Source organism: Halomonas sp. H10-9-1, assembly GCF_040147005.1.
GTDB lineage: Bacteria > Pseudomonadota > Gammaproteobacteria > Pseudomonadales > Halomonadaceae > Halomonas.
This window is the reverse complement of the sequence record NZ_JAMSHO010000001.1, coordinates 2619212-2637872: the sequence shown is the minus strand read 5'-3', so window position 1 is coordinate 2637872 and position 18661 is coordinate 2619212. Positions and strand designations below refer to the sequence as shown.

Here is an 18661-nt window from a genome sequence, read left to right as displayed (position 1 = left end):
GGTTATGCGTCGCCGCAAAACGCCTTGTCCTGAATAAAATTTCCCCATGTCGCGTATGGGAATCAGAGGGGCCATAGCTCAGCTGGGAGAGCGCCTGCCTTGCACGCAGGAGGTCAGCGGTTCGATCCCGCTTGGCTCCACCATCTTCCCCACAGTCTTCGCTGATCGGATCCGCAGTCATAAGCCAGCATCGCATCACCGGATGTCAGGTTTATGACTGTCGATTGACAGTCTGCTCTTTAACAATGTGAATCATGCTGACAAACGTTCTTTCCGCAAGGAAAGAGCACGAGATACGTCTCAAGCGTATCCGGCAATGTCGTGTGTCATCGCGGACCAGACCCTTTGGGGTTATATGGTCAAGCGATGAAGCGCATACGGTGGATGCCTAGGCAGCCAGAGGCGATGAAAGACGTGGAAGCCTGCGATAAGGCTCGGCGAGGTGGCAAACAACCTGTGACCCGGGCATCTCTGAATGGGGAAACCCACCCAGCATAAGCTGGGTATCCCACACTGAATCCATAGGTGGTGGGAGGCGAACCAGGGGAACTGAAACATCTAAGTACCCTGAGGAAAAGAAATCAACCGAGATTCCCCCAGTAGCGGCGAGCGACCGGGGACCAGCCCTTAAGCATGTGACGGATTAGACGAACGCGTTGGGAAGCGCGGCCATAGTGGGTGATAGCCCCGTAGTCGAAAATCTGATCATGTGAAATCGAGTAGGTCGGGGCACGAGAAACCTTGACTGAAGACGGGGGGACCATCCTCCAAGGCTAAATACTCCTGGCTGACCGATAGTGAACCAGTACCGTGAGGGAAAGGCGAAAAGAACCCCGGAGAGGGGAGTGAAATAGATCCTGAAACCGTATGCGTACAAGCAGTGGGAGCAGACACGTTCTGTGACCGCGTACCTTTTGTATAATGGGTCAGCGACTTATTTTCAGTGGCGAGCTTAACCGAATAGGGGAGGCGTAGGGAAACCGAGTCTTAACTGGGCGACCAGTCGCTGGGAATAGACCCGAAACCGGGCGATCTATCCATGAGCAGGTTGAAGGTTGAGTAACATCAACTGGAGGACCGAACCAGGATCTGTTGAAAAAGATTTGGATGACTTGTGGATCGGAGTGAAAGGCTAATCAAGCCCGGAGATAGCTGGTTCTCCTCGAAAGCTATTTAGGTAGCGCCTCACGTAGCACCGCCGGGGGTAGAGCACTGTTTCGGCTAGGGGGTCATCCCGACTTACCAACCCGAGGCAAACTCCGAATACCGGTGAGTGACGCGTGGGAGACACACAGCGGGTGCTAACGTCCGTTGTGAAAAGGGAAACAACCCAGACCGTCAGCTAAGGTCCCGAAATCCTGGTTAAGTGGGAAACGAGGTGGGAAGGCTCAGACAGCTAGGAGGTTGGCTTAGAAGCAGCCATCCTTTAAAGAAAGCGTAATAGCTCACTAGTCGAGTCGGCCTGCGCGGAAGATGTAACGGGGCTCAAACCAGGTACCGAAGCTACGGGTTCGTCGAATGACGAGCGGTAGAGGAGCGTCGTGTAAGCCGATGAAGGGAGATCGAGAGGTCTGCTGGAGGTATCACGAGTGCGAATGCTGACATGAGTAACGACAAGGGGAGTGAAAAACTCCCCCGCCGGAAGACCAAGGGTTTCTGTTCGACGTTAATCGGAGCAGAGTGAGTCGGCCCCTAAGGCGAGGCCGAAAGGCGTAGTCGATGGGAAACGGGTTAATATTCCCGTACCTCACTGTATTGCGATGGGGGGACGGAGAAGGCTAGGTGAGCCAGGCGTTGGTTGTCCTGGTGAAAGTCAGTAGGCTGAGGATTCAGGCAAATCCGGATCCTCAAGGCCGAGAGACGAGACGAACTGACCACGGTCAGGAAGTCATTGATGCCACGCTTCCAGGAAAAGCCTCTAAGCTTCAGATACAGTGGGACCGTACCCCAAACCGACACAGGTGGTCAGGGTGAGAATCCCAAGGCGCTTGAGAGAACTCGGGTGAAGGAACTAGGCAAAATGGTGCCGTAACTTCGGGAGAAGGCACGCCGCGTTAGTGTGAAGGCCCTGCGGCCGGAGCACGAGGCGGTCGAAGATACCAGGTGGCTGCAACTGTTTATTAAAAACACAGTACTCTGCAAACGCGTAAGCGGACGTATAGGGTATGACGCCTGCCCGGTGCCGGAAGGTTAAGTGATGGTGTTAGCGCAAGCGAAGCTCTTGATCGAAGCCCCGGTAAACGGCGGCCGTAACTATAACGGTCCTAAGGTAGCGAAATTCCTTGTCGGGTAAGTTCCGACCTGCACGAATGGCGTAATGATGGCCACGCTGTCTCCACCCGAGACTCAGTGAAATTGAAATCGCAGTGAAGATGCTGTGTACCCGCGGCTAGACGGAAAGACCCCGTGAACCTTTACTATAGCTTCACACTGGACGCTGATGTTGCTTGTGTAGGATAGCTGGGAGGCTTGGAAACCCGGACGCCAGTTCGGGTGGAGCCAACCTTGAAATACCAGCCTGGCATCATTGGCGTTCTAACTCAGGTCCGTTATCCGGATCGAGGACCGTGTGTGGTGGGTAGTTTGACTGGGGCGGTCTCCTCCCAAAGCGTAACGGAGGAGCACGAAGGTACCCTCAGTACGGTTGGAAATCGTGCAGTGAGTGCAAGAGCATAAGGGTGCTTGACTGCGAGACAGACACGTCGAGCAGGTACGAAAGTAGGTTCTAGTGATCCGGTGGTTCTGTATGGAAGGGCCATCGCTCAACGGATAAAAGGTACTCCGGGGATAACAGGCTGATACCGCCCAAGAGTTCACATCGACGGCGGTGTTTGGCACCTCGATGTCGGCTCATCACATCCTGGGGCTGAAGTCGGTCCCAAGGGTATGGCTGTTCGCCATTTAAAGTGGTACGCGAGCTGGGTTTAGAACGTCGTGAGACAGTTCGGTCCCTATCTGCCGTGGGCGTTGGAGATTTGAGAAGAGCTGCTCCTAGTACGAGAGGACCGGAGTGGACGCACCTCTGGTGTTCCGGTTGTCACGCCAGTGGCATTGCCGGGTAGCTATGTGCGGACAGGATAACCGCTGAAAGCATCTAAGCGGGAAGCCCCCTTCAAGATGAGATCTCCCCGAGGCCTTGAGCCTCCTGAAGGACCCAGCGAGACCAGCTGGTTGATAGGTCGGATGTGGAAGCGCTGCAAGGCGTTGAGCTAACCGATACTAATTGTCCGTGAGGCTTGACCATATAACACCCAAGGGGTCTGTGATGACCACGACACCGGATACGCACGAGACGTAGCGTGTCAGCATGATTCCGCGTTTTTCGCCTGACGACCATAGCGAGTGTGAACCACCTGATCCCATGCCGAACTCAGCAGTGAAACCGCTCAGCGCCGATGGTAGTGTGGGGTCTCCCCATGTGAGAGTAGGTCATCGTCAGGCACTTATTGAAAAAAGCCCCGAGCTCCTTGTGAGTTCGGGGCTTTTTGCATGTGGAGATTTGTGCATCTGGGGCCGTCATGCACGGCCGGTGTTTCTGGGCATTGATGGTCGAGGTTAGACTTTAGTCGTCATACCAAGGTATAATCACCGTCATCATCAATAGCGTAAGGGGTCCTTGCCATGATCAAGTCGGTCGAAGTCTTCCCTACCATCTGGGACCGCAGCGGAACCTCACGTCCTGTCGTCCGGCCTCTCCTGAGAGGGCTGTGGCGGGGGATGATCAAGTTGGCGGAACCCCAATGTGCCGCGCATGCTCGCCGTGGCTTCATGCCCCACGTCTGAGCCGGAGTATGCGCCGAGCGCGCCGGCACTGCAGGCAGCACAGAAAAGCCCGGACCAGTCGGTCCGGGCTTTTGCATGCTGATACTCCGGGGAGTGTGTCTTACACCACACCCTGGTCGATCATCGCATCGGCTACCTTGCGGAAACCGGCAATGTTGGCGCCCAGCACCAGGTTGGTGGGCTCGCCGAATTCCTCGGCGGTATCGGCGCACTGGCGATGAATATTGGCCATGATCTCCTTGAGCTTGTCGTCGACCTTCTCCAGCGGCCACTGCTCCATGCTGCTGTTCTGGGCCATCTCCAGCTGGCTGGTGGCCACGCCGCCGGCATTGGCGGCCTTGCCGGGTCCGTAGGCGATCTTCGCTCCTAGGAAGCGATCCACGGCATCCGCGGTGGAGGGCATGTTGGCGCCTTCACTGATGCAGTAGATGCCGTTTTCCAGCAGAGCTTCGGCATCGGCGGCGGTGAGCTCATTCTGGGTAGCGCAGGGGAAGGCGGCGTCGGCCTTGATACGCCAGACCGCGTGACCATCTTCGGGGTACTCGCCGGCCGGAATGTAGGTCGCCTCGGGATGCTGCTCGAGATAGGCCTCCAGTGAGGCGCGCTTGACCTCCTTGAGTTCCTTGAGCAGGTCAAGGTCGATGCCGCGGGCGTCATGCAGTGTGCCGCGGGAGTCGGAGCAGGTCACTGGCTTGGCGCCCATCTCGTAGAGCTTCTCGATGGTGTAGATCGCCACGTTACCGGCGCCGGAGACCAGGCAGGTCTTGCCTTCGAGGGTCTTGCCGCGGGCTTCCAGCATGTTCTGGGCGAAGTAGACTGCGCCATAGCCGGTGGCTTCCTTGCGACCGATGGAGCCGCCCCAGTCCAGCCCCTTGCCGGTGAGCACGCCTTCATAGCGGCCGGTCAAGCGCTTGTACTGGCCGTAGAGGTAGCCGATCTCACGACCGCCGACACCGATGTCGCCAGCGGGAACGTCGGTGTGCGGGCCGATATGCCGATACAGCTCGGACATGAAGGCCTGGCAGAAGCGCATGATTTCGCCATCGGACTTGCCCTTGGGGTCGAAGTCCGAGCCGCCCTTACCACCACCGATGGGCAGGCCGGTGAGGGCATTCTTGAAGATCTGCTCGAAACCCAGGAACTTGATGATGCCGGAGGTGACGCTGGCGTGGAAGCGAAGCCCACCCTTATAGGGCCCCAGTGCGGAGTTGAACTGGATGCGGTAGCCCTTGTTCACCTGGACGCGGCCGTCGTCGTCGGTCCAGCAGACACGGAACATGATCTGGCGTTCGGGCTCCACGATGCGCTCGATGATGCTGTGGTCCAGGTAGTGGGGGCTATGCTGGAACAGCGGGCGCAGGCACTCCAGGACCTCTTCGGCGGCCTGGTAGAACTCGGTCTGGGCGGGGCTGCTCTTGCGAAGGTTTGCCAGGGTATCGTGAACGTAGGGCATCATCGTGTCCTGTGTGAATGAATGAGCGGCCGCAACAGGCCAATCTGAAAGTGGTTTCCACGGGCAACGACTATATAGCAATGCACCATTATGCAGCAAATGTATGGGCTATGCGCTCGTTAGACATTGTTATGAGCCAAACGCGCTTGTAAGTCCGGTAAACTCTTGCACCCAATTCATGCATCGAAATATTTTCATAAATCATATTTAAACGGTATGCCGCGGGATGCTTGCCACCCTGCATCGGCTTTCCTCGTGGGAAGCGCGGTGCTAAGGTGCTTCGCCGCCGGTTGTCTCGGCAGGGGCGGGGCCATCGGCATACTGAGAAACAAGGTGCGGCATGGAGAAGACGATGACTTATCCGGGAGAGTTGCTCTGCTACTGTCGTCCCGGTTTCGAGCCCGATCTGGCAGCCGAGCTGGCCGACAAGGTTGCGGCGCTGGGCAGGGAAGGGGAAGCTCATCATGTTCAGGGCGATGGCTTCGTGCGTTTCCTGCTGCCCGAAGGCGAGGCGGCCAATGGCTTGCATCGTGATCTGCCGCTGACAGGATTGGTCTTCGCCCGGCAGAGCCTGGTGGCCCTGCCGCCACTGACGCTGTCGCGCGATGACCGGCTAACGCCGATCATCGACCAGGTGGTCGCCAGTGGCTGGAGCTTCGAGAGCCTGTGGCAGGAGACCCCGGATACCAACGAGGGCAAGGCGCTGGCTGGGCTGGCCAAGGCGCTGGAGAGGCCCCTGAGCTCGCTGCTGACCAAGCGCAAGGCGTTGCGTCGCAAGGCCGGCGGGCGGCGGCTACACCTGTTGTGGAGCGCCGGTGATCGTGTGCAGTTGGGCATGAGCTTTCCTGGCAATCGCAGCGAACTGCTGGGTGGCATTCGTCGCCTGCGCTTCCCGAAAGCGGCGCCCAGCCGTTCCACGCTCAAGCTGGAAGAGGCGTGGCATGAGTTCGTGCCGCGGGATGAGTGGGGTGATCGCCTGGGCCAGGGCATGCAAGCGGCGGATCTGGGGGCGGCGCCTGGAGGCTGGACCTGGCAGTTGGTCCAGCGCGGCATGCATGTCTATGCCATCGACAACGGGCCCATGGACCGGACGCTGATGGCTACCGGGCAGGTCGAGCACCTGCAAGAGGATGGTTTTACCTGGGAGCCTCCGTATCGCCTCGACTGGTTGGTCTGCGATATCGTCGACAAGCCGTCACGGGTCGAGGCGATGGTGGAGCGCTGGCTGGTTAGGCGTTGGTGCCGAGAGGCGGTCTTCAACCTCAAGTTGCCGATGAAGCGACGCTGGCCCGAAGTGGAAGCCTGCCTGGGACGGCTCGCCGAGGCGTTGAGGGCCGCCAGGGTCGACGCCGAGATTGCCTGCCGTCACCTCTACCATGATCGTGAAGAGGTGACGGTGCATGTCCGCCTGAGGCCGTGAGGCTCAGTAGGTGGTGGGCTCGTAGATGCGGATGCGCTCCTCCTCGGTGAGCAGTGGCAGCAGGCGCTGCATCACCCGGGTGCGGGTCTCGCTGGAGTACCACTCCTTCCAGGCGCGCAGGTCGCGCCACTTGGTGATCATCACACGCCGGTCGCTGTGCCCCAGCTCCACGAGGCTCTCGCCACCCACGAAGCCTCTGGCGCCCAGGGACTCGCGCATGGCCTCGCGGGCGGCTTCCTCGTACTCTTCCCCGAGACCGGGCATGATGCGGCGTTCGATAATGATCTTGATCATCTTGCAGGCTCCGACTGATTTCTTAAGCAACCCACGAGGTCCTCGATGGCAGAGATACCCGACTTTCACGCCGAGCTCGATACCACCGGGCTCTACTGTCCCGAGCCAATCATGCTAATGCACAACAAGGTCCGTGACATGCAGGCGGGCGAGGTGCTGAAGGTGGTCGCCAGCGACCCGGCTACCACCCGTGATGTGCCCAGGTTCTGCCAGTTCCTGGGCCATGAGCTGGTCGACCAGCAGCAGCTCGGGGACAGCTACCTCTACATTATCCGTTTAGGTTAATTCTGTCCCGGCCCTGGCGGTCAGGCGTCGGGGGCACCCTCCGGCATCACCATCAGGGCCAGCGCCTCCAGGGTCGCAGGGTCTTCCTGGCGGATGCGGTTGGCGATCTGGCGCTGGAAGAAGTAGACCAGGCGGTGGCGGCTGTGCCCGGGATAGAGGCAGGCATCGCCGAGCAGGATCGGCGTCTCCTCGACGCGGCGTTCGTCGGCAAGCAGCGCCTCGATCGTGCCGTCGCTGTAGAGGCGCCAGCCAAACACCTGCTTGAGTTGCCAGGGCGCATCGCCGTCGTCCATGCACAGGGCGTGGGTACCCTGGATCTCGGGCAACTGCTGGATCAGGGTAACCTGCTCGGTCTCCTCATAGTCGAAGTAGTTGGCGGCGTGCTCCAGCTCCATCAGCTTGTGCTCCGGCGCCGCCTCGAACAGTTCCTCGGTCTCGGGGTCGCGGTAGCCGACGAAGCGGCCCTGATCGTCGTCATCGAGGCGCTGGCAGGGCGTCAACGACTCCATCCACGCCACCAGTCCGACCACTTCGCCATCCTCGCGCAGGCCCCAGGCCAGCAGCGGCATGCCATACAGGGTGTCCGGGCTGGAAGTCAGGCGATACACCATCTCGAGCCCATCGAGTTCCGGTGCCAGTCGTATCAGGCGGCGTCTGGCCTGCCGACGCTGGCGCCTGGCTTCCAGGTCGATGACCCGGGCGGAGCGGGGTGACAGCTGGGTTCCCATGGTGTCTCTCCAGGTGCTGCGTGATCACGGGACCGGGGCGGACGGTGCACTCCCCGGGCCGGCGCGGAAGCTCTCTGCGTCACTTAGGCACCACCAATAGCATAGACCCTCTCCCAGGTTAAGCCCTGTGGCCTGGGTCCGTCGCCGCAAGGGGGCTCAGCAGCGCGATGCCAGGCGTCGGCGTCGCTCCAGGTGGTCTCGCATGGCTTGCCGAAAGCGAGGTAACGGCGCCTCGGAGCGTTGTCGCGAGAGCCACGCCCGGCGGTATGCCTCCACGGCGTCGGGCGGTGCTTCCAGGCTGGCGAAGAGCGGTGCCAGGCCCGTGAGCCAGGCCGTGGCCGCGTCATCCAATGCGTCCAGCCAGTCGGCGAGCCGTCGGGTCTCGTGGGGCTGCTGCAGGTCGGCGGTGAAGACTCCTGTAGGGCAGTGTCCGGGGATGGAGAGTGCCCGGTCGAGCAGTGCGTTGGCTTCGCTGAGGCGCTGTTCGGCGAGCAGCAGGGTGCGCAGCAGCTCGGCCGTGTAGGGACGCTCGTTGAGTGCCTGAAGGTGCTCCTCCAGCGCCACGGGGTCGGGTAGCGGCCTGTCCGCCTCGAAGGGGGCGCGACTCAGTTCGTGGAGATAGCCGAGGGCGGCCAGTTGTTCGTCCGGCGGCGCCAGGGCCTCCGGCTCCAGCGTCGAGCTGACCCGAGAGAAACTCTGCGCCCATTCCTCGGAGCCGAAGAGCCCGTTCCAAGTGGCGCGCCGCAGCTGCGCACGCTTGGTGACGGCCAGCCGCTCGAGGCGGGCGAGATCATCCGCGGCGAGGCGCCCCGGCACGTCGCTCGACAGGCATGACTCGAGGCGCTGCCACAGCTCGAGTTCGTACTGCCAGCGCTGGCTGGCCGGCGCCACGCGGCCCAGGGTGCTGTTGCGCTCGGCGACCAGGGTGGTGATGTGGCATTCGCGCAGGGCGTAGATATCGAGCATGCCTTCGCGGGTCTCGGGAATGCTCACGCGGCGTTCGCGCAGCTTGGGGAAGGCGCCGATATTGCGGGGCTCGGCGTGCTCGGGAGGTGCCAGGTCGAGCCGCTCGGCGAGGGCTCTCTGGTAGTCGCGGAGCAGGCGGTCACTGGCGTCGTTGCCGCCGCAGCCGACCAGGCTTACCGCCAGGACGATGCCCACGCCGACGCGGCGTAGGATGTCATGGATGGAGCGGGTCGCGTTCGCCATGGGCCACCGCCTTGCCGATGCGTCTCAAGCGTTCGCCGAGCATCACCGCGGCGGCGGTGAGCCCGCCGATCAGGCCAACCCAGTAGCCGTGCACACCGAGAGGCTCGACGAGTCCGGGAATGCCGCGGGTCCCCAGCCAGTGACCGCCGGCCATGCCCACCAGCCAGTAGGAAGCCAGCGTGATCACCATGATGATACGCGTATCCTTGTAGCCGCGCAGCGCACCGGCCAGGTTGACCTGCAGTGAATCGGAGACCTGGTAGATCATGGCCAGCAGCACCAGCGACAGGGCCAGGCTGGCCACTTCGGCGTCGCGGGTATAGAGACCGATCACCGGTTCCGCGGTAAAGCGCAGCAGCAGGCCGTTGAACAGTGCCACGGCGAGGCAGGCGGTGATGCCGTGCCAGGCCACCCGCCGAGCATAGCTCGGGCGGCCCTGGCCGAGCACGTTGCCCACGCGCACCGTCAGCGCCATGCTCAGCGACAGCGGGAGCATGAACAGGATGGACGTGTAGTTGAGCGCCACCTGATGGGCGGCCACGGTGATCTCACCCAGGCTGGCGATGAACAGGGCGATCAGCGTGAACAGCGTGACCTCGACGAAGATCGCCACGCCGATGGGCAACCCCACGTAGAGCAGCTCGCCGATCATCCGCCGCCGAGGGGGGCTGGGGGCGTGCCACAGCGAGACCTCGCCATAGGCTCGCGAGTGGCGGGTATAGAGCACCATGGCCAGGCACATGGTCCACAGCGACAGCGCCGTGGCGATGCCGCAGCCCAGGGCTCCCAGGGCTGGCAGCGCCTGGATCCAGCCCGGCAGCCAGCTGCCCAGCAGGTCGCTGAGACCCTCGCCGCCGTAGATCAGCACGAAGTTGCTGGGCACATTGACCGCGAGGCCCAGCAGGCTGATCCACAGCGAGGGACGGGTGTGATTCATGCCGTCGGAGAAGGCGCGCAGGGCCTGGAAGAGGGCGGCTCCGGGCATGCCGAAGGCGACCGCGAAGAGGTAGCTGCGGGAGCGCTCCGCCACCGCTTCGGGCACGTCCATCAGGGTGAAGATCGGGCCCACTGCGAACCACAGCAGGGTAGCGGCCAGCGCCCCCAGCGCCAGCGCCACCCACAGCCCCTGGTGAACGTTGGGGCCGATCTCGGAGCTGCGCCGGCCGCCCAGCAACTGGGCGACGGTGGGCGTCAGCCCCATCAGGGTACCGGTCATGAACAGCATCAGCGGTAGCCACAGGCTGGAGCCCACCGACACCGCGGCCAGGTCGGTGGCGCTCAGGCGTCCGGTCATCATCACGTCGGCCACGCTCATGCCGGCCTGGGCCAACTGGGCACCGCAGATCGGCAGGGCTAGCGCCAGCAGCGGGCGGGTCTCGCGGCGTGCGGTATCGAAGAGAGTGGCCAGCGGGCGGCTCAAGACGTGCGCTCCATGCAGTCGGCTAAGGCTCCATGCTAGCAAGGCCGAGCATTTTTTACCCGCCCGGCGGCGGGTATACTGGCGGCTCACCTCATGACCATGGAGGCCAAGTGACACACCGCCTCGAGGACATCATCGCCCTGTTCGATGGCCTGTTCCAGGAGGCCGAGCGGACTCGCCTGGTACGCGGGGGCGATGAGCCTCTCTACCTGCCCGCCGACGCCGAGAGTCCCTGGCACCGGGTAATCTTCGCCCGCGGCTTCTTCACCAGCGCGCTGCACGAGATCAGCCACTGGTGTATCGCCGGAGCTCGGCGCCGTCAGCTGGAGGACTACGGTTACTGGTACCTGCCCGACGGTCGGGACGCCGAACAGCAGCGTGACTTCGAAGCCGTGGAACTGGCGCCCCAGGCGCTGGAGCTGCTCTTTTCCCGGGCCTGCGGCTTGCGCTTCCATGTCAGCGTCGACAACCTCGAGGGCGACGCCGAGGTGGATCGTGACGCCTTCCACGCCAAGGTCGAGGCGCGTGCCCGGCGCTACCTGCGGGAGGGCCTGCCTGCCAGGGCCGAAGCGCTGCGCACCGCCCTGACCGTCTTCTACTGCGACGGGGCGCCGTTGGCCGAGGCGCTGGCGGCCGGCCGCGCTCGGCTGCTGGTCGAGCCAGCCTGAAGCGTTGGCAAGCGTGAGCGGCGGGCGCTGTTCGCCGTGATCGCGGACAGGCTAGGGTAGAGGCTGGATCACCGGCCGCTGGAGGCATCGTGTACCCCGAACCGCTCCCCCAGGAACAGCGCTTCCTCGAGGCCCTGGACCGGGACGATTGGCCCGCGCCTGGGCAGGCCTTGACCCTTGCGCAGGCGGGGCTCTCTCCCGCAGCCCTGGTCGAGCTCTTCGAATCGCAGCTGATGAGCCGCCACCTGGACCTCCAGGCGCGTCGCCTGCAGGCGCGCGGCGAGGCTTTCTACACCATTGGCAGCGCCGGCCACGAGGGCAATGCCGCCGTGGCCATGGCGTTGCGAGCTACCGATCCCGCCTTTCTCCACTACCGTGACGCAGCCTTCTTCATCCAGCGAGCGCGCATGGTGCCGGGGCAGGATCCGTTGCGCGATCTGCTGCTGAGCTTCGCGGCGAGTGCAGAGGACCCGATCTCCGGTGGTCGCCACAAGGTGCTTGGATCGAAGACCCTCAATGTGCCGCCCCAGACCAGCACCATCGCCTCCCACCTGCCCAAGGCCATGGGCGCTGCCCACTCGCTGGCCCTGGCGAGACGCCTGGGGAGTCGGGGCGAATGGCCCCATGACGGGGTGGTACTGTGCAGCTTCGGGGATGCCTCCTTTAACCACTCCACCGCCCAGGGGGCTCTCAATGCCGCGGCCTGGAGTGCCTATCAGGGCCTGCCGATGCCGCTGGTGTGGCTCTGCGAGGACAATGGCATCGGCATCTCGACCCCTACCCCCGAGGGGTGGATCGCGGCGAGCATGACCTCACGCCCCGGCGTTGACTACCTGGCCTGCGACGGCCTCGACCTGCTCGACACCTGGCGTGCGGCGCGTCAGGCGGTGCAGGTCGCGCGTACCCGGCGGCGGCCGGTGTTCCTGCATATGCGTTGTGTCCGCCTTTTCGGGCATGCCGGTTCCGATGCCCAGCAGGCCTACCTCTCGTCGGTCCGAATCCAGGCCGACGAGGCCCGGGACCCGCTGCTGGTCAGCGCCGGCCTGCTGCGCCGCCACGGCATCCTGAGTCGGGACGCCATCGCCGAGTGCTATCACGAGCTGCGCGAGCGGGTGGCGCGACGTGCCGAGGAGGTGATCCGTCGCCCGCGCCTCGAGCATGCGGAGCAGGTGATGGCCAGTATCGTGCCGCCGCCTCGCCCGTCGCGGATCGGGCCCTGGCGAGGCGAGGCCGATGTCACTCCGGATACCCTGGCGCGGCGGCTCAATCGCTCCCTGGAGCGGCTGATGAGTCGCTACCCGCAGCTGGTGATGGCGGGAGAAGACATCGGCCGCAAGGGGGGCGTCTATGGGGTGACCCAGAAGCTGCAGGCGCGCTTCGGGGCGCACCGGGTGATCGATACCCTGCTCGATGAGCAGAGCATCCTCGGGCTCGGCATCGGCATGGCCCAGAATGGCCTGGTACCGATCCTCGAGATCCAGTTCCTGGCCTACCTGCACAACGCCGAGGACCAGCTGCGGGGCGAGGCGGCCACGCTCAGCTTCTTCTCCAGTGGCCAGTACACCAATCCGATGGTGGTACGCATCGCCGGGCTGGGGTATCAGAAGGGCTTCGGCGGCCACTTCCACAACGACAACGCCATCGCCGTGCTGCGCGACATTCCCGGCCTGCTGGTAGCTTGCCCGTCCAACGGGGCCGATGCGGTAGGGTTGCTGCAGGAGGCGGTGCGCCTGGCCGACGAGGAGCAGCGGGTGGTGGTGGTGATCGAGCCCATCGCCCTCTACCATACCCGCGACCTGCGGGAGGAGGGCGATGGCGCCTGGTGCTTTCCGGACCCGGGGCCCGAGCATCGCCTGGCGGTGGGTGAGCTGGGTCAGTGGGGTGACGGGCGGGAGCTGGCGATCATCAGCTACGGCAACGGCGTCTACCTGTCGCGGCAGGCCGCGGAACGCCTGCAAGACGAAGGGGTGGCGCTGCGCATCCTCGACCTGCGCTGGCTCACCACCATCGACCACGATGCGGTGCATGCCGCGGTGGCCGACTGCGCGCGGGTGCTGATCGTCGATGAGTGCCGTCGCTCCGGCTCGGTGAGCGAAGAGCTGGTGACCGGGCTGGTGGAACGAGGCCTGGAGGGCAAGCGGCTGGCGCGGCTCACCGCCGAGGACAGCTTCATTCCCCTGGGGCGCGCCGCCACCGTGACCCTGCCCTCCGTGGAGGACATCGTGGTGCACGCCCGGGAGCTACTGGGGCGGTAGTCGGGCGCGTCAGTCCGCCTCGCCGCCGTGGAGCCGCTGATGCAGCCGCAGCATCACCTCCACCTCGTGCTCCGGGCGCAAGGGTTCGAGCCCCAGTTCGCCGAACAGCTCGCCCCGCGCCCGCGACCAGTCGCCGGGGGTGAGGCCGGCATAAAGGCTCTCCGCAGGGGCCAGCTCGACGAAGGGGTCCAGGCCGTAGGTATCGAAGAGCCGTGACAGGGCCGCCTCGTCGTCGCCGACACCGGCGGTGAACAGGGTGGCGCTGAAATGATCGTTCTCCAGTTCGCGGATGATGTCCAGCGGGCTCACTCCCATGCTGCCGAGCTCTTCGAGGCTGTAGCCGCCCAGCGAGACCAATTCGTCCTCCAGCCACTCGTCATCGGGCTGGATCAGGGTGTGCTTGATGCGGCCGTCGGGCAGCGTCCAGGCGATTGCCAGCGGCAGGCCGCCTTCATCGCGGGTCTCCACGGCGATAAAGCCGGGGATCGAAGTGTCGTCGCCTTTGGGTGGCATGTCGGGTGTCCTCATGATGTCGTGTCGCCGTGGCGTGTTTCACGGGTGGCGTCGGCCGGCAGCCGGAAGAAGCGTCGGGCCGTTGCGGTAGTGGCGGCGGCCAGCTCGGCCTCGCTCTCCCCGCGCCAGTGGGCGATCTCACGCACTATCCACGGCAGCAGGGCCGGCTCGTGGCGCCTGCCCTTGAGTTTGGCAGGTAAGTTGCGCGGCAGCAGGTAAGGGCAGTCGGTTTCCACCATCAGCCGCGTCGCGGGGATCTCCGCGACCAGCTCGCGCAGGTGGTGGCCCCGGCGCTCGTCGCACAGCCAGCCGGTCAGGCCGATGTGCAGGTCCAGGTCGAGATAGCCGAACAGGGTCGCGCGATCGGCGGTGAAGCAGTGCACCACGGCATCGGTGATCTCGTCGCGGAAGGCATGCAGCATCTCGCGCATGCGTCGCCCGGCGTCGCGCTCGAGGAGGAACAGTGGCTTGCCGCTCTCCGCGGCCAGTCCCAGCTGTGCCTCGAAGGCGCGCTCCTGCTCGGCGGGGGTAGAGAAGTTGCGGTTGAAGTCGAGACCGCATTCACCCACCGCCACCACCTCGGGCTGGCGCTGCAGCTCGCGCATGGCGGCGGCAAGCCCCGCGTCCCAGCGGTTGGCATCGTGGGGGTGGACCCCGGCGGTGGCATGCAGCGCCAGCCCCCCGCCGGCGTGCTCACGGGCCATGGCCACCGCCTGCTCGGCGTGCTCGCGGTCGGTGCCGGTGAGAATCAGCGTGGTCACGTTGGCCGCCCGGGCGCGCCCCAGCACCGCCGGGAGGTCCCGAGCAAAGCTGTCGTGGGTCAGGTTGGCGCCGATGTCGACCAGCGGTCTGGGCGAGGTGATGCGCAGCGTCTCGGGGAGGAAGTCGTCGGAGGTGTCGGCCACGCCTTGGCTCCTGTGCGGTGAGGTCGGCAGGGGGCGCTATTCTACCCGTCGCGCGTATGCCACGGCCACGTTCATGCGCGCTTGCGTTACACTGGGCGCCCTGTCGATCGAGGAGGACCCCGCGTGACCCTGCTACGTCTGGAACAGCTGCAACTGGCCTACGGCACCCATGTGCTTCTCGACGGCGCCGACCTGGTACTAGAGAAGGGCGAGCGCCTGGCCTTGGTGGGGCGCAATGGCACCGGCAAGTCGACGCTGCTGCGCCTGGTGGCCGGCGAGACCCTGCCCGACGGCGGCAATATCTGGCGCGCTCCCGGGCTCAAGATCGGCGTGCTGGCCCAGGAGCTTCCCGAGGCCTCAGGCCAGACCATCTTCGACATGGTGGCCGGCGGCCTGCCCGAGGCCGGCGAGCTGCTCTCCGAGTACCAGCACCTGATCCACGAGGACGAGCCCGATATGCGCCGCATGGCCGAGCTGCAGACGCGGCTCGAGGCCATCGACGGCTGGTCCTTCCACCAGCGTATCGATGTGGTGCTGACCCGGCTGGGGTTGCCCGCCGAGGCGGAGATGGCGGCGCTCTCCGGTGGCTGGCGCCGGCGCGTGGCGCTGGCCCGGGCGTTGGTCGCCGAGCCCGACCTGCTGCTGCTCGACGAGCCCACCAACCACCTCGACCTCGACACCATCGCCTGGCTGGAGGAGCAGCTGCTGGACTTCAATGGTGCCGTGCTCTTCATTACCCACGACCGTGCCTTCCTGTCGAGGCTGGCCACGGCGATCCTCGAGCTGGATCGCGGGCGCCTGGGCCGCTATCCCGGCGACTATGCCGCCTATCAGGCGCAGAAGAGCCACGAGCTGGAGATCGAGGCCCGCGAGCATGCCGAGTTCGACAAGAAGCTTGCCCAGGAGGAGGCCTGGATCCGCCAGGGGATCAAGGCCCGGCGCACCCGTAACGAGGGCCGGGTCAGGGCCCTGGAGCAGCTGCGCCGGGAGCGCAGTGAGCGCCGTGAGCGCCAGGGCAAGGCCGCGCTCTCCGTCGACAGCGGCGAGCGCAGCGGCAAGCGGGTGGTGAGCCTCGAGCACGTCACCCAGCGCTTCGGCGGCGCGGCGGTGATCCACGACCTCTCGCTGGAGGTGCAGCGCGGCGACCGCATCGGCTTTATCGGCCGCAACGGTGCCGGCAAGACGACGCTGCTCAAGATCCTGCTCGGGGAGCTCGCGCCGAGCGCAGGCAAGGTGCAGTTCGGGACCAAGCTGCAGGTGGCCTACTTCGACCAGCTGCGAGCCGGCCTGGAGCCAGAGAAGACCGTCTACGACAACGTCGCCCAGGGCAGCGATCGCATCACCGTGGGCGGCCGCGACCGCCACGTGATGAGCTACCTGCAGGACTTTCTGTTCACCCCGGAGCGGGTGCGTCAGCCGGTCAAGGCGCTCTCCGGTGGCGAGTCCAATCGTCTGCTGCTGGCCAAGCTGTTCACCCAGCCCGCCAACGTGCTGGTGCTCGACGAGCCCACCAACGATCTCGATGTGGAGACCCTGGAGCTGCTCGAGGAGCTGCTGCTCGACTTCGACGGCACCCTGCTGCTGGTCTCCCACGACCGCGCCTTCATGGACAACGTGGTCACCAGCGTGCTGGCCTTCGAGGGCGAGGGCCGGGTGCGCGAATACGTGGGTGGCTACAGCGACTGGGTACGCCAGGGCGGCACTCTGCCGCCGGCCCCCTGGGAAGGGGCTGCGCGCCAGCACGCCGAGCCGGTGGCGGAGCCGTCGCCGGCGCCACCGGGGGAGACGCAGGCTGCTGCCCTGGGGGCACAAAAGGCGGCCGCGGCCGATCAGGCGTCAGCTGGCACGAGGCGTGTCGCCAAGAAATCCGCCAAGCTCTCCTACAAGCTGCAGCGCGAACTCGATGGTCTGCCGGCGGAGATCGAACGGTTGGAAGGGGAGGTCGCCGGGTTCGAGGCTCGGGTCGGCGACCCGGGGTTCTATCAGCAGGAGGCCGGCAAGGTGACCGCGACCCTGGAGGCGCTCGCCGCCCGGCAGGCCGAGCTCGATGCCGCCATGGAGCGGTGGATGGAGTTGGAGGCACAGGCGTCCGGCGAGACATGAGAAAGGCGCCCGGAGGCGCCTTGCAGAGTGGGTGACGGTGGCAGCAGGTGGTTACTCGGCGCTCTTCTGCCCCACGCGCACGGCCAGCACGTCGCACTGGGCGCCGTGGAGCACGCCGGTAGAGGTGGAGCCCAGTAGCAGGGCGAAGCCGTGACGGCCGTGGGAGCCGACCACGATCAGGTCGATGTCGTGCTCCTCGGCGAAGCGGTGGATCTCGGTGTCGGGCATGCCCACCACCACGTGCTGGTCCTCCTTGGCCACGCGCGGGTCGGCGATCTCGGCGAGACGGTGCTTGGCATGGTCGTCGAGCTGGTCCTGGATGCTGGTCAGGTCCATGGGGATGTCGCCGCCATAGGCGAAGCCCAGCGGCTCCAGGGTGTGCATGATGGAGAGCTTGGCCTGGTTGCGGTCGGCGATCTGGGCGGCGCGCTCCAGCACCTTGTGGGAGTCCTTGGTCAGGTCGACGGCGACCAGGATGTGACGATACTCGTTGCTCATGGGAAGGCTCCTCGACGCATGTGGCGCGGTTAACAGAGTGCCTTCACTCTAGGCCGGCTGGCTCCGCAAGACAACGGTCTACATCAAGCATTTCGCATCTATCTATATGAAAAGAGAGGCACCCATGATCTGGCTGTTCATCCTGCTGGCCATGCTGCTGGTAATCTCGCCGGTGATGTGGCTCAAGCCCAGCCCGAGACAGAAGCGAGTGGTGGCACTGCGCAACGCCGCCATGCAGAGCGGGCTCAAGGTAGCGCTGCAGGTATCGCCGCTGCATGGCGACAAGGTGCCGATGCCGGCGTATCGCTGGGCTTACCCGCCGCAGCGGCCGGGGCCGGACTTCATGCTGGTGCGCGGCTCGCACGCGGCCGCGGCACTCAAGCCCTTCGCCCACGACTGGCGCTGGCGCGTGGAGCCCCTGCGGCCCCTGCCCGACGCGTTGGAGGCAACGCTCAAGCGGCTGCTGGAGCGGCTTCCCCAGGACGCCCTGGTGGTGGAGTCCAATGCCCGGGCCCTGATCCTGTGGTGGCATGAATCCCAGGGCTACGAGCGTTTTTCGACCTATCTTGCGGATTTCGAGACGCTGCGTGATGGCCTGGCGGGGCGTCCCGATGATCCCCAGGCATCCGGGCCGCCGGCGCCTCCCGTCATCTAGTGCTCCGCTGCATCGCCACGCGCCTGCAGTGCCAGGCCATTGGCCTCGATGCGTGACAGCAGTTCGATGAGTGTCGTCACCTCGGCCTCCTCGAGGCCGGCCAGCATCTCGTTGCGCGCCTGGCGCACCACGTCGTCAATGCGCTCGAGCAGCGGGGCGGCTGCGGCGGTGAGATAGACTCGCTTGGTGCGACGATCCTGACCGCAGGGGCGGCGTTCCACCAGGCCCTGTTCCGAGAGTTGGTCGAGGGTACGCACCAGCGAAGGCGCCTCGACCCCGATGGTGCGGGCCAGGTCGCACTGGGGCTGGCCGTCGCCCAGTCGCCACAGGTGGTAGAGCGTGACCCAGCGGGTCTGGGTCAGCCCCAGGGGAGCGAGGCGTTCGTCGATGACTGCGCGCCACAGGCGAGGCAGTCGGCTGAGTTGGAACCCGATGTTCTCTTGCATGGGATAGCGGCCCTTCGGCTCAGGAA

General features: G+C 64.9%; 15 protein-coding genes, 1 tRNA gene and 2 rRNA genes. 9 read left to right on the top strand and 9 right to left on the bottom strand.

The window, feature by feature from the left end; genetic code table 11:
* Window positions 1–67 precede the first annotated feature (67 nt).
* The 3 genes from NFH66_RS12135 to rrf all read left to right on the top strand — a co-directional run bounded on the left by NFH66_RS12135 (window position 68) and on the right by rrf (window position 3441).
* A tRNA-Ala gene (locus NFH66_RS12135) sits at window positions 68–143 on the top strand.
* 214 nt (window positions 144–357) lie between these two features.
* Window positions 358–3244 (top strand): 23S ribosomal RNA (locus NFH66_RS12130).
* Window positions 3245–3325: 81 nt separating this feature from the next.
* Window positions 3326–3441, top strand: a 5S ribosomal RNA gene (gene rrf / locus NFH66_RS12125).
* A 442-nt stretch (window positions 3442–3883) separates the two neighbouring features.
* Here rrf and gdhA read toward each other — a convergent pair.
* Window positions 3884–5236 (bottom strand): NADP-specific glutamate dehydrogenase, encoded by a 1353-nt coding sequence (gene gdhA, locus NFH66_RS12120; protein WP_349610491.1) that lies wholly within the window; start codon window positions 5234–5236, stop codon window positions 3884–3886.
* 352 nt (window positions 5237–5588) lie between these two features.
* On the opposite strand from gdhA, the gene rlmM reads away from it, so the two are divergent.
* Window positions 5589–6656: a 23S rRNA (cytidine(2498)-2'-O)-methyltransferase RlmM gene (gene rlmM / locus NFH66_RS12115; protein ID WP_349610490.1), complete on the top strand. Its 1068-nt coding sequence runs from the start codon at window positions 5589–5591 to the stop codon at window positions 6654–6656.
* A gap of 3 nt (window positions 6657–6659) precedes the next feature.
* Here rlmM and NFH66_RS12110 read toward each other — a convergent pair whose 3' ends face one another.
* Window positions 6660–6950: an antibiotic biosynthesis monooxygenase family protein gene (locus tag NFH66_RS12110; protein WP_349610489.1), complete on the bottom strand. Its 291-nt coding sequence runs from the start codon at window positions 6948–6950 to the stop codon at window positions 6660–6662.
* 45 nt (window positions 6951–6995) lie between these two features.
* Between NFH66_RS12110 and tusA the strand changes: the two genes are divergently transcribed.
* Window positions 6996–7235 carry a sulfurtransferase TusA gene (tusA, locus tag NFH66_RS12105; protein ID WP_349610488.1) on the top strand — a complete coding sequence of 80 codons (240 nt, stop codon included), beginning with the start codon at window positions 6996–6998 and terminating at the stop codon, window positions 7233–7235.
* Between the two features lie 20 nt (window positions 7236–7255).
* On the opposite strand, the gene NFH66_RS12100 is transcribed toward tusA, so the two are convergent.
* The 3 genes from NFH66_RS12100 to NFH66_RS12090 form a co-directional block, all read right to left on the bottom strand.
* Entirely contained in the window at window positions 7256–7963 is a 708-nt protein-coding gene (locus NFH66_RS12100) for a hypothetical protein (RefSeq protein ID WP_349610487.1), read from the bottom strand.
* A 156-nt stretch (window positions 7964–8119) separates the two neighbouring features.
* On the bottom strand, window positions 8120–9172 hold the full coding sequence (locus tag NFH66_RS12095) for a DUF3080 family protein (RefSeq protein ID WP_349610486.1): 1053 nt from the start codon (window positions 9170–9172) through the stop codon (window positions 8120–8122).
* On the bottom strand, window positions 9144–10592 hold the full coding sequence (locus NFH66_RS12090) for an MATE family efflux transporter (protein WP_349610485.1): 1449 nt from the start codon (window positions 10590–10592) through the stop codon (window positions 9144–9146). Before NFH66_RS12090 ends, NFH66_RS12095 begins: the two co-directional genes overlap by 29 nt.
* A 110-nt stretch (window positions 10593–10702) precedes the next feature.
* Here NFH66_RS12090 and NFH66_RS12085 point away from each other — a divergent pair, with 110 nt between their 5' ends.
* Window positions 10703–11260, top strand: a complete 558-nt coding sequence (locus NFH66_RS12085; protein ID WP_349610484.1) for an elongation factor P hydroxylase — start codon at window positions 10703–10705, stop codon at window positions 11258–11260.
* 89 nt (window positions 11261–11349) lie between these two features.
* Window positions 11350–13515 carry a dehydrogenase E1 component subunit alpha/beta gene (locus NFH66_RS12080; protein WP_349610483.1) on the top strand — a complete coding sequence of 722 codons (2166 nt, stop codon included), beginning with the start codon at window positions 11350–11352 and terminating at the stop codon, window positions 13513–13515.
* 9 nt (window positions 13516–13524) lie between these two features.
* Here the strand turns inward: NFH66_RS12080 and NFH66_RS12075 are convergent, their stop codons facing one another.
* Together NFH66_RS12075 and NFH66_RS12070 are read right to left on the bottom strand one after the other, a co-directional pair.
* Window positions 13525–14028 (bottom strand): hypothetical protein, encoded by a 504-nt coding sequence (locus tag NFH66_RS12075; protein ID WP_349610482.1) that lies wholly within the window; start codon window positions 14026–14028, stop codon window positions 13525–13527.
* Between the two features lie 11 nt (window positions 14029–14039).
* Window positions 14040–14933, bottom strand: coding sequence for a TatD family hydrolase (locus tag NFH66_RS12070; RefSeq protein ID WP_349610481.1), 894 nt, complete (start codon window positions 14931–14933; stop codon window positions 14040–14042).
* A 123-nt stretch (window positions 14934–15056) separates the two neighbouring features.
* On the opposite strand from NFH66_RS12070, the gene NFH66_RS12065 reads away from it, so the two are divergent.
* A complete protein-coding gene (locus NFH66_RS12065; protein ID WP_349610480.1) occupies window positions 15057–17036 on the top strand; it encodes an ATP-binding cassette domain-containing protein in 1980 nt (659 codons plus the stop codon).
* Between the two features lie 51 nt (window positions 17037–17087).
* Here NFH66_RS12065 and NFH66_RS12060 read toward each other — a convergent pair whose 3' ends face one another.
* Window positions 17088–17534 carry a universal stress protein gene (locus tag NFH66_RS12060; RefSeq protein WP_349610479.1) on the bottom strand — a complete coding sequence of 149 codons (447 nt, stop codon included), beginning with the start codon at window positions 17532–17534 and terminating at the stop codon, window positions 17088–17090.
* Window positions 17535–17658: 124 nt separating this feature from the next.
* Here NFH66_RS12060 and NFH66_RS12055 point away from each other — a divergent pair, with 124 nt between their 5' ends.
* Window positions 17659–18189 carry a preprotein translocase subunit YajC gene (locus NFH66_RS12055; protein WP_349610478.1) on the top strand — a complete coding sequence of 177 codons (531 nt, stop codon included), beginning with the start codon at window positions 17659–17661 and terminating at the stop codon, window positions 18187–18189.
* Here the strand turns inward: NFH66_RS12055 and slyA are convergent.
* Complete coding sequence (slyA, locus tag NFH66_RS12050; protein ID WP_349610477.1) at window positions 18186–18635, bottom strand: transcriptional regulator SlyA; 450 nt, start codon at window positions 18633–18635, stop codon at window positions 18186–18188. The genes NFH66_RS12055 and slyA overlap by 4 nt on opposite strands.
* Window positions 18636–18661: the final 26 nt, after the last annotated feature.

Coding starts and splice junctions, on each gene's coding strand:
- gdhA (WP_349610491.1), bottom strand. CDS start 5,236: ATGCCCTACGTTCACGATACCCTGGCAAACCTTCGCAAGAGCAGCCCC.
- rlmM (WP_349610490.1), top strand. CDS start 5,589: ATGACTTATCCGGGAGAGTTGCTCTGCTACTGTCGTCCCGGTTTCGAG.
- NFH66_RS12110 (WP_349610489.1), bottom strand. CDS start 6,950: ATGATCAAGATCATTATCGAACGCCGCATCATGCCCGGTCTCGGGGAA.
- tusA (WP_349610488.1), top strand. CDS start 6,996: ATGGCAGAGATACCCGACTTTCACGCCGAGCTCGATACCACCGGGCTC.
- NFH66_RS12100 (WP_349610487.1), bottom strand. CDS start 7,963: ATGGGAACCCAGCTGTCACCCCGCTCCGCCCGGGTCATCGACCTGGAA.
- NFH66_RS12095 (WP_349610486.1), bottom strand. CDS start 9,172: ATGGCGAACGCGACCCGCTCCATCCATGACATCCTACGCCGCGTCGGC.
- NFH66_RS12075 (WP_349610482.1), bottom strand. CDS start 14,028: ATGCCACCCAAAGGCGACGACACTTCGATCCCCGGCTTTATCGCCGTG.
- NFH66_RS12060 (WP_349610479.1), bottom strand. CDS start 17,534: ATGAGCAACGAGTATCGTCACATCCTGGTCGCCGTCGACCTGACCAAG.
- NFH66_RS12055 (WP_349610478.1), top strand. CDS start 17,659: ATGATCTGGCTGTTCATCCTGCTGGCCATGCTGCTGGTAATCTCGCCG.
- slyA (WP_349610477.1), bottom strand. CDS start 18,635: ATGCAAGAGAACATCGGGTTCCAACTCAGCCGACTGCCTCGCCTGTGG.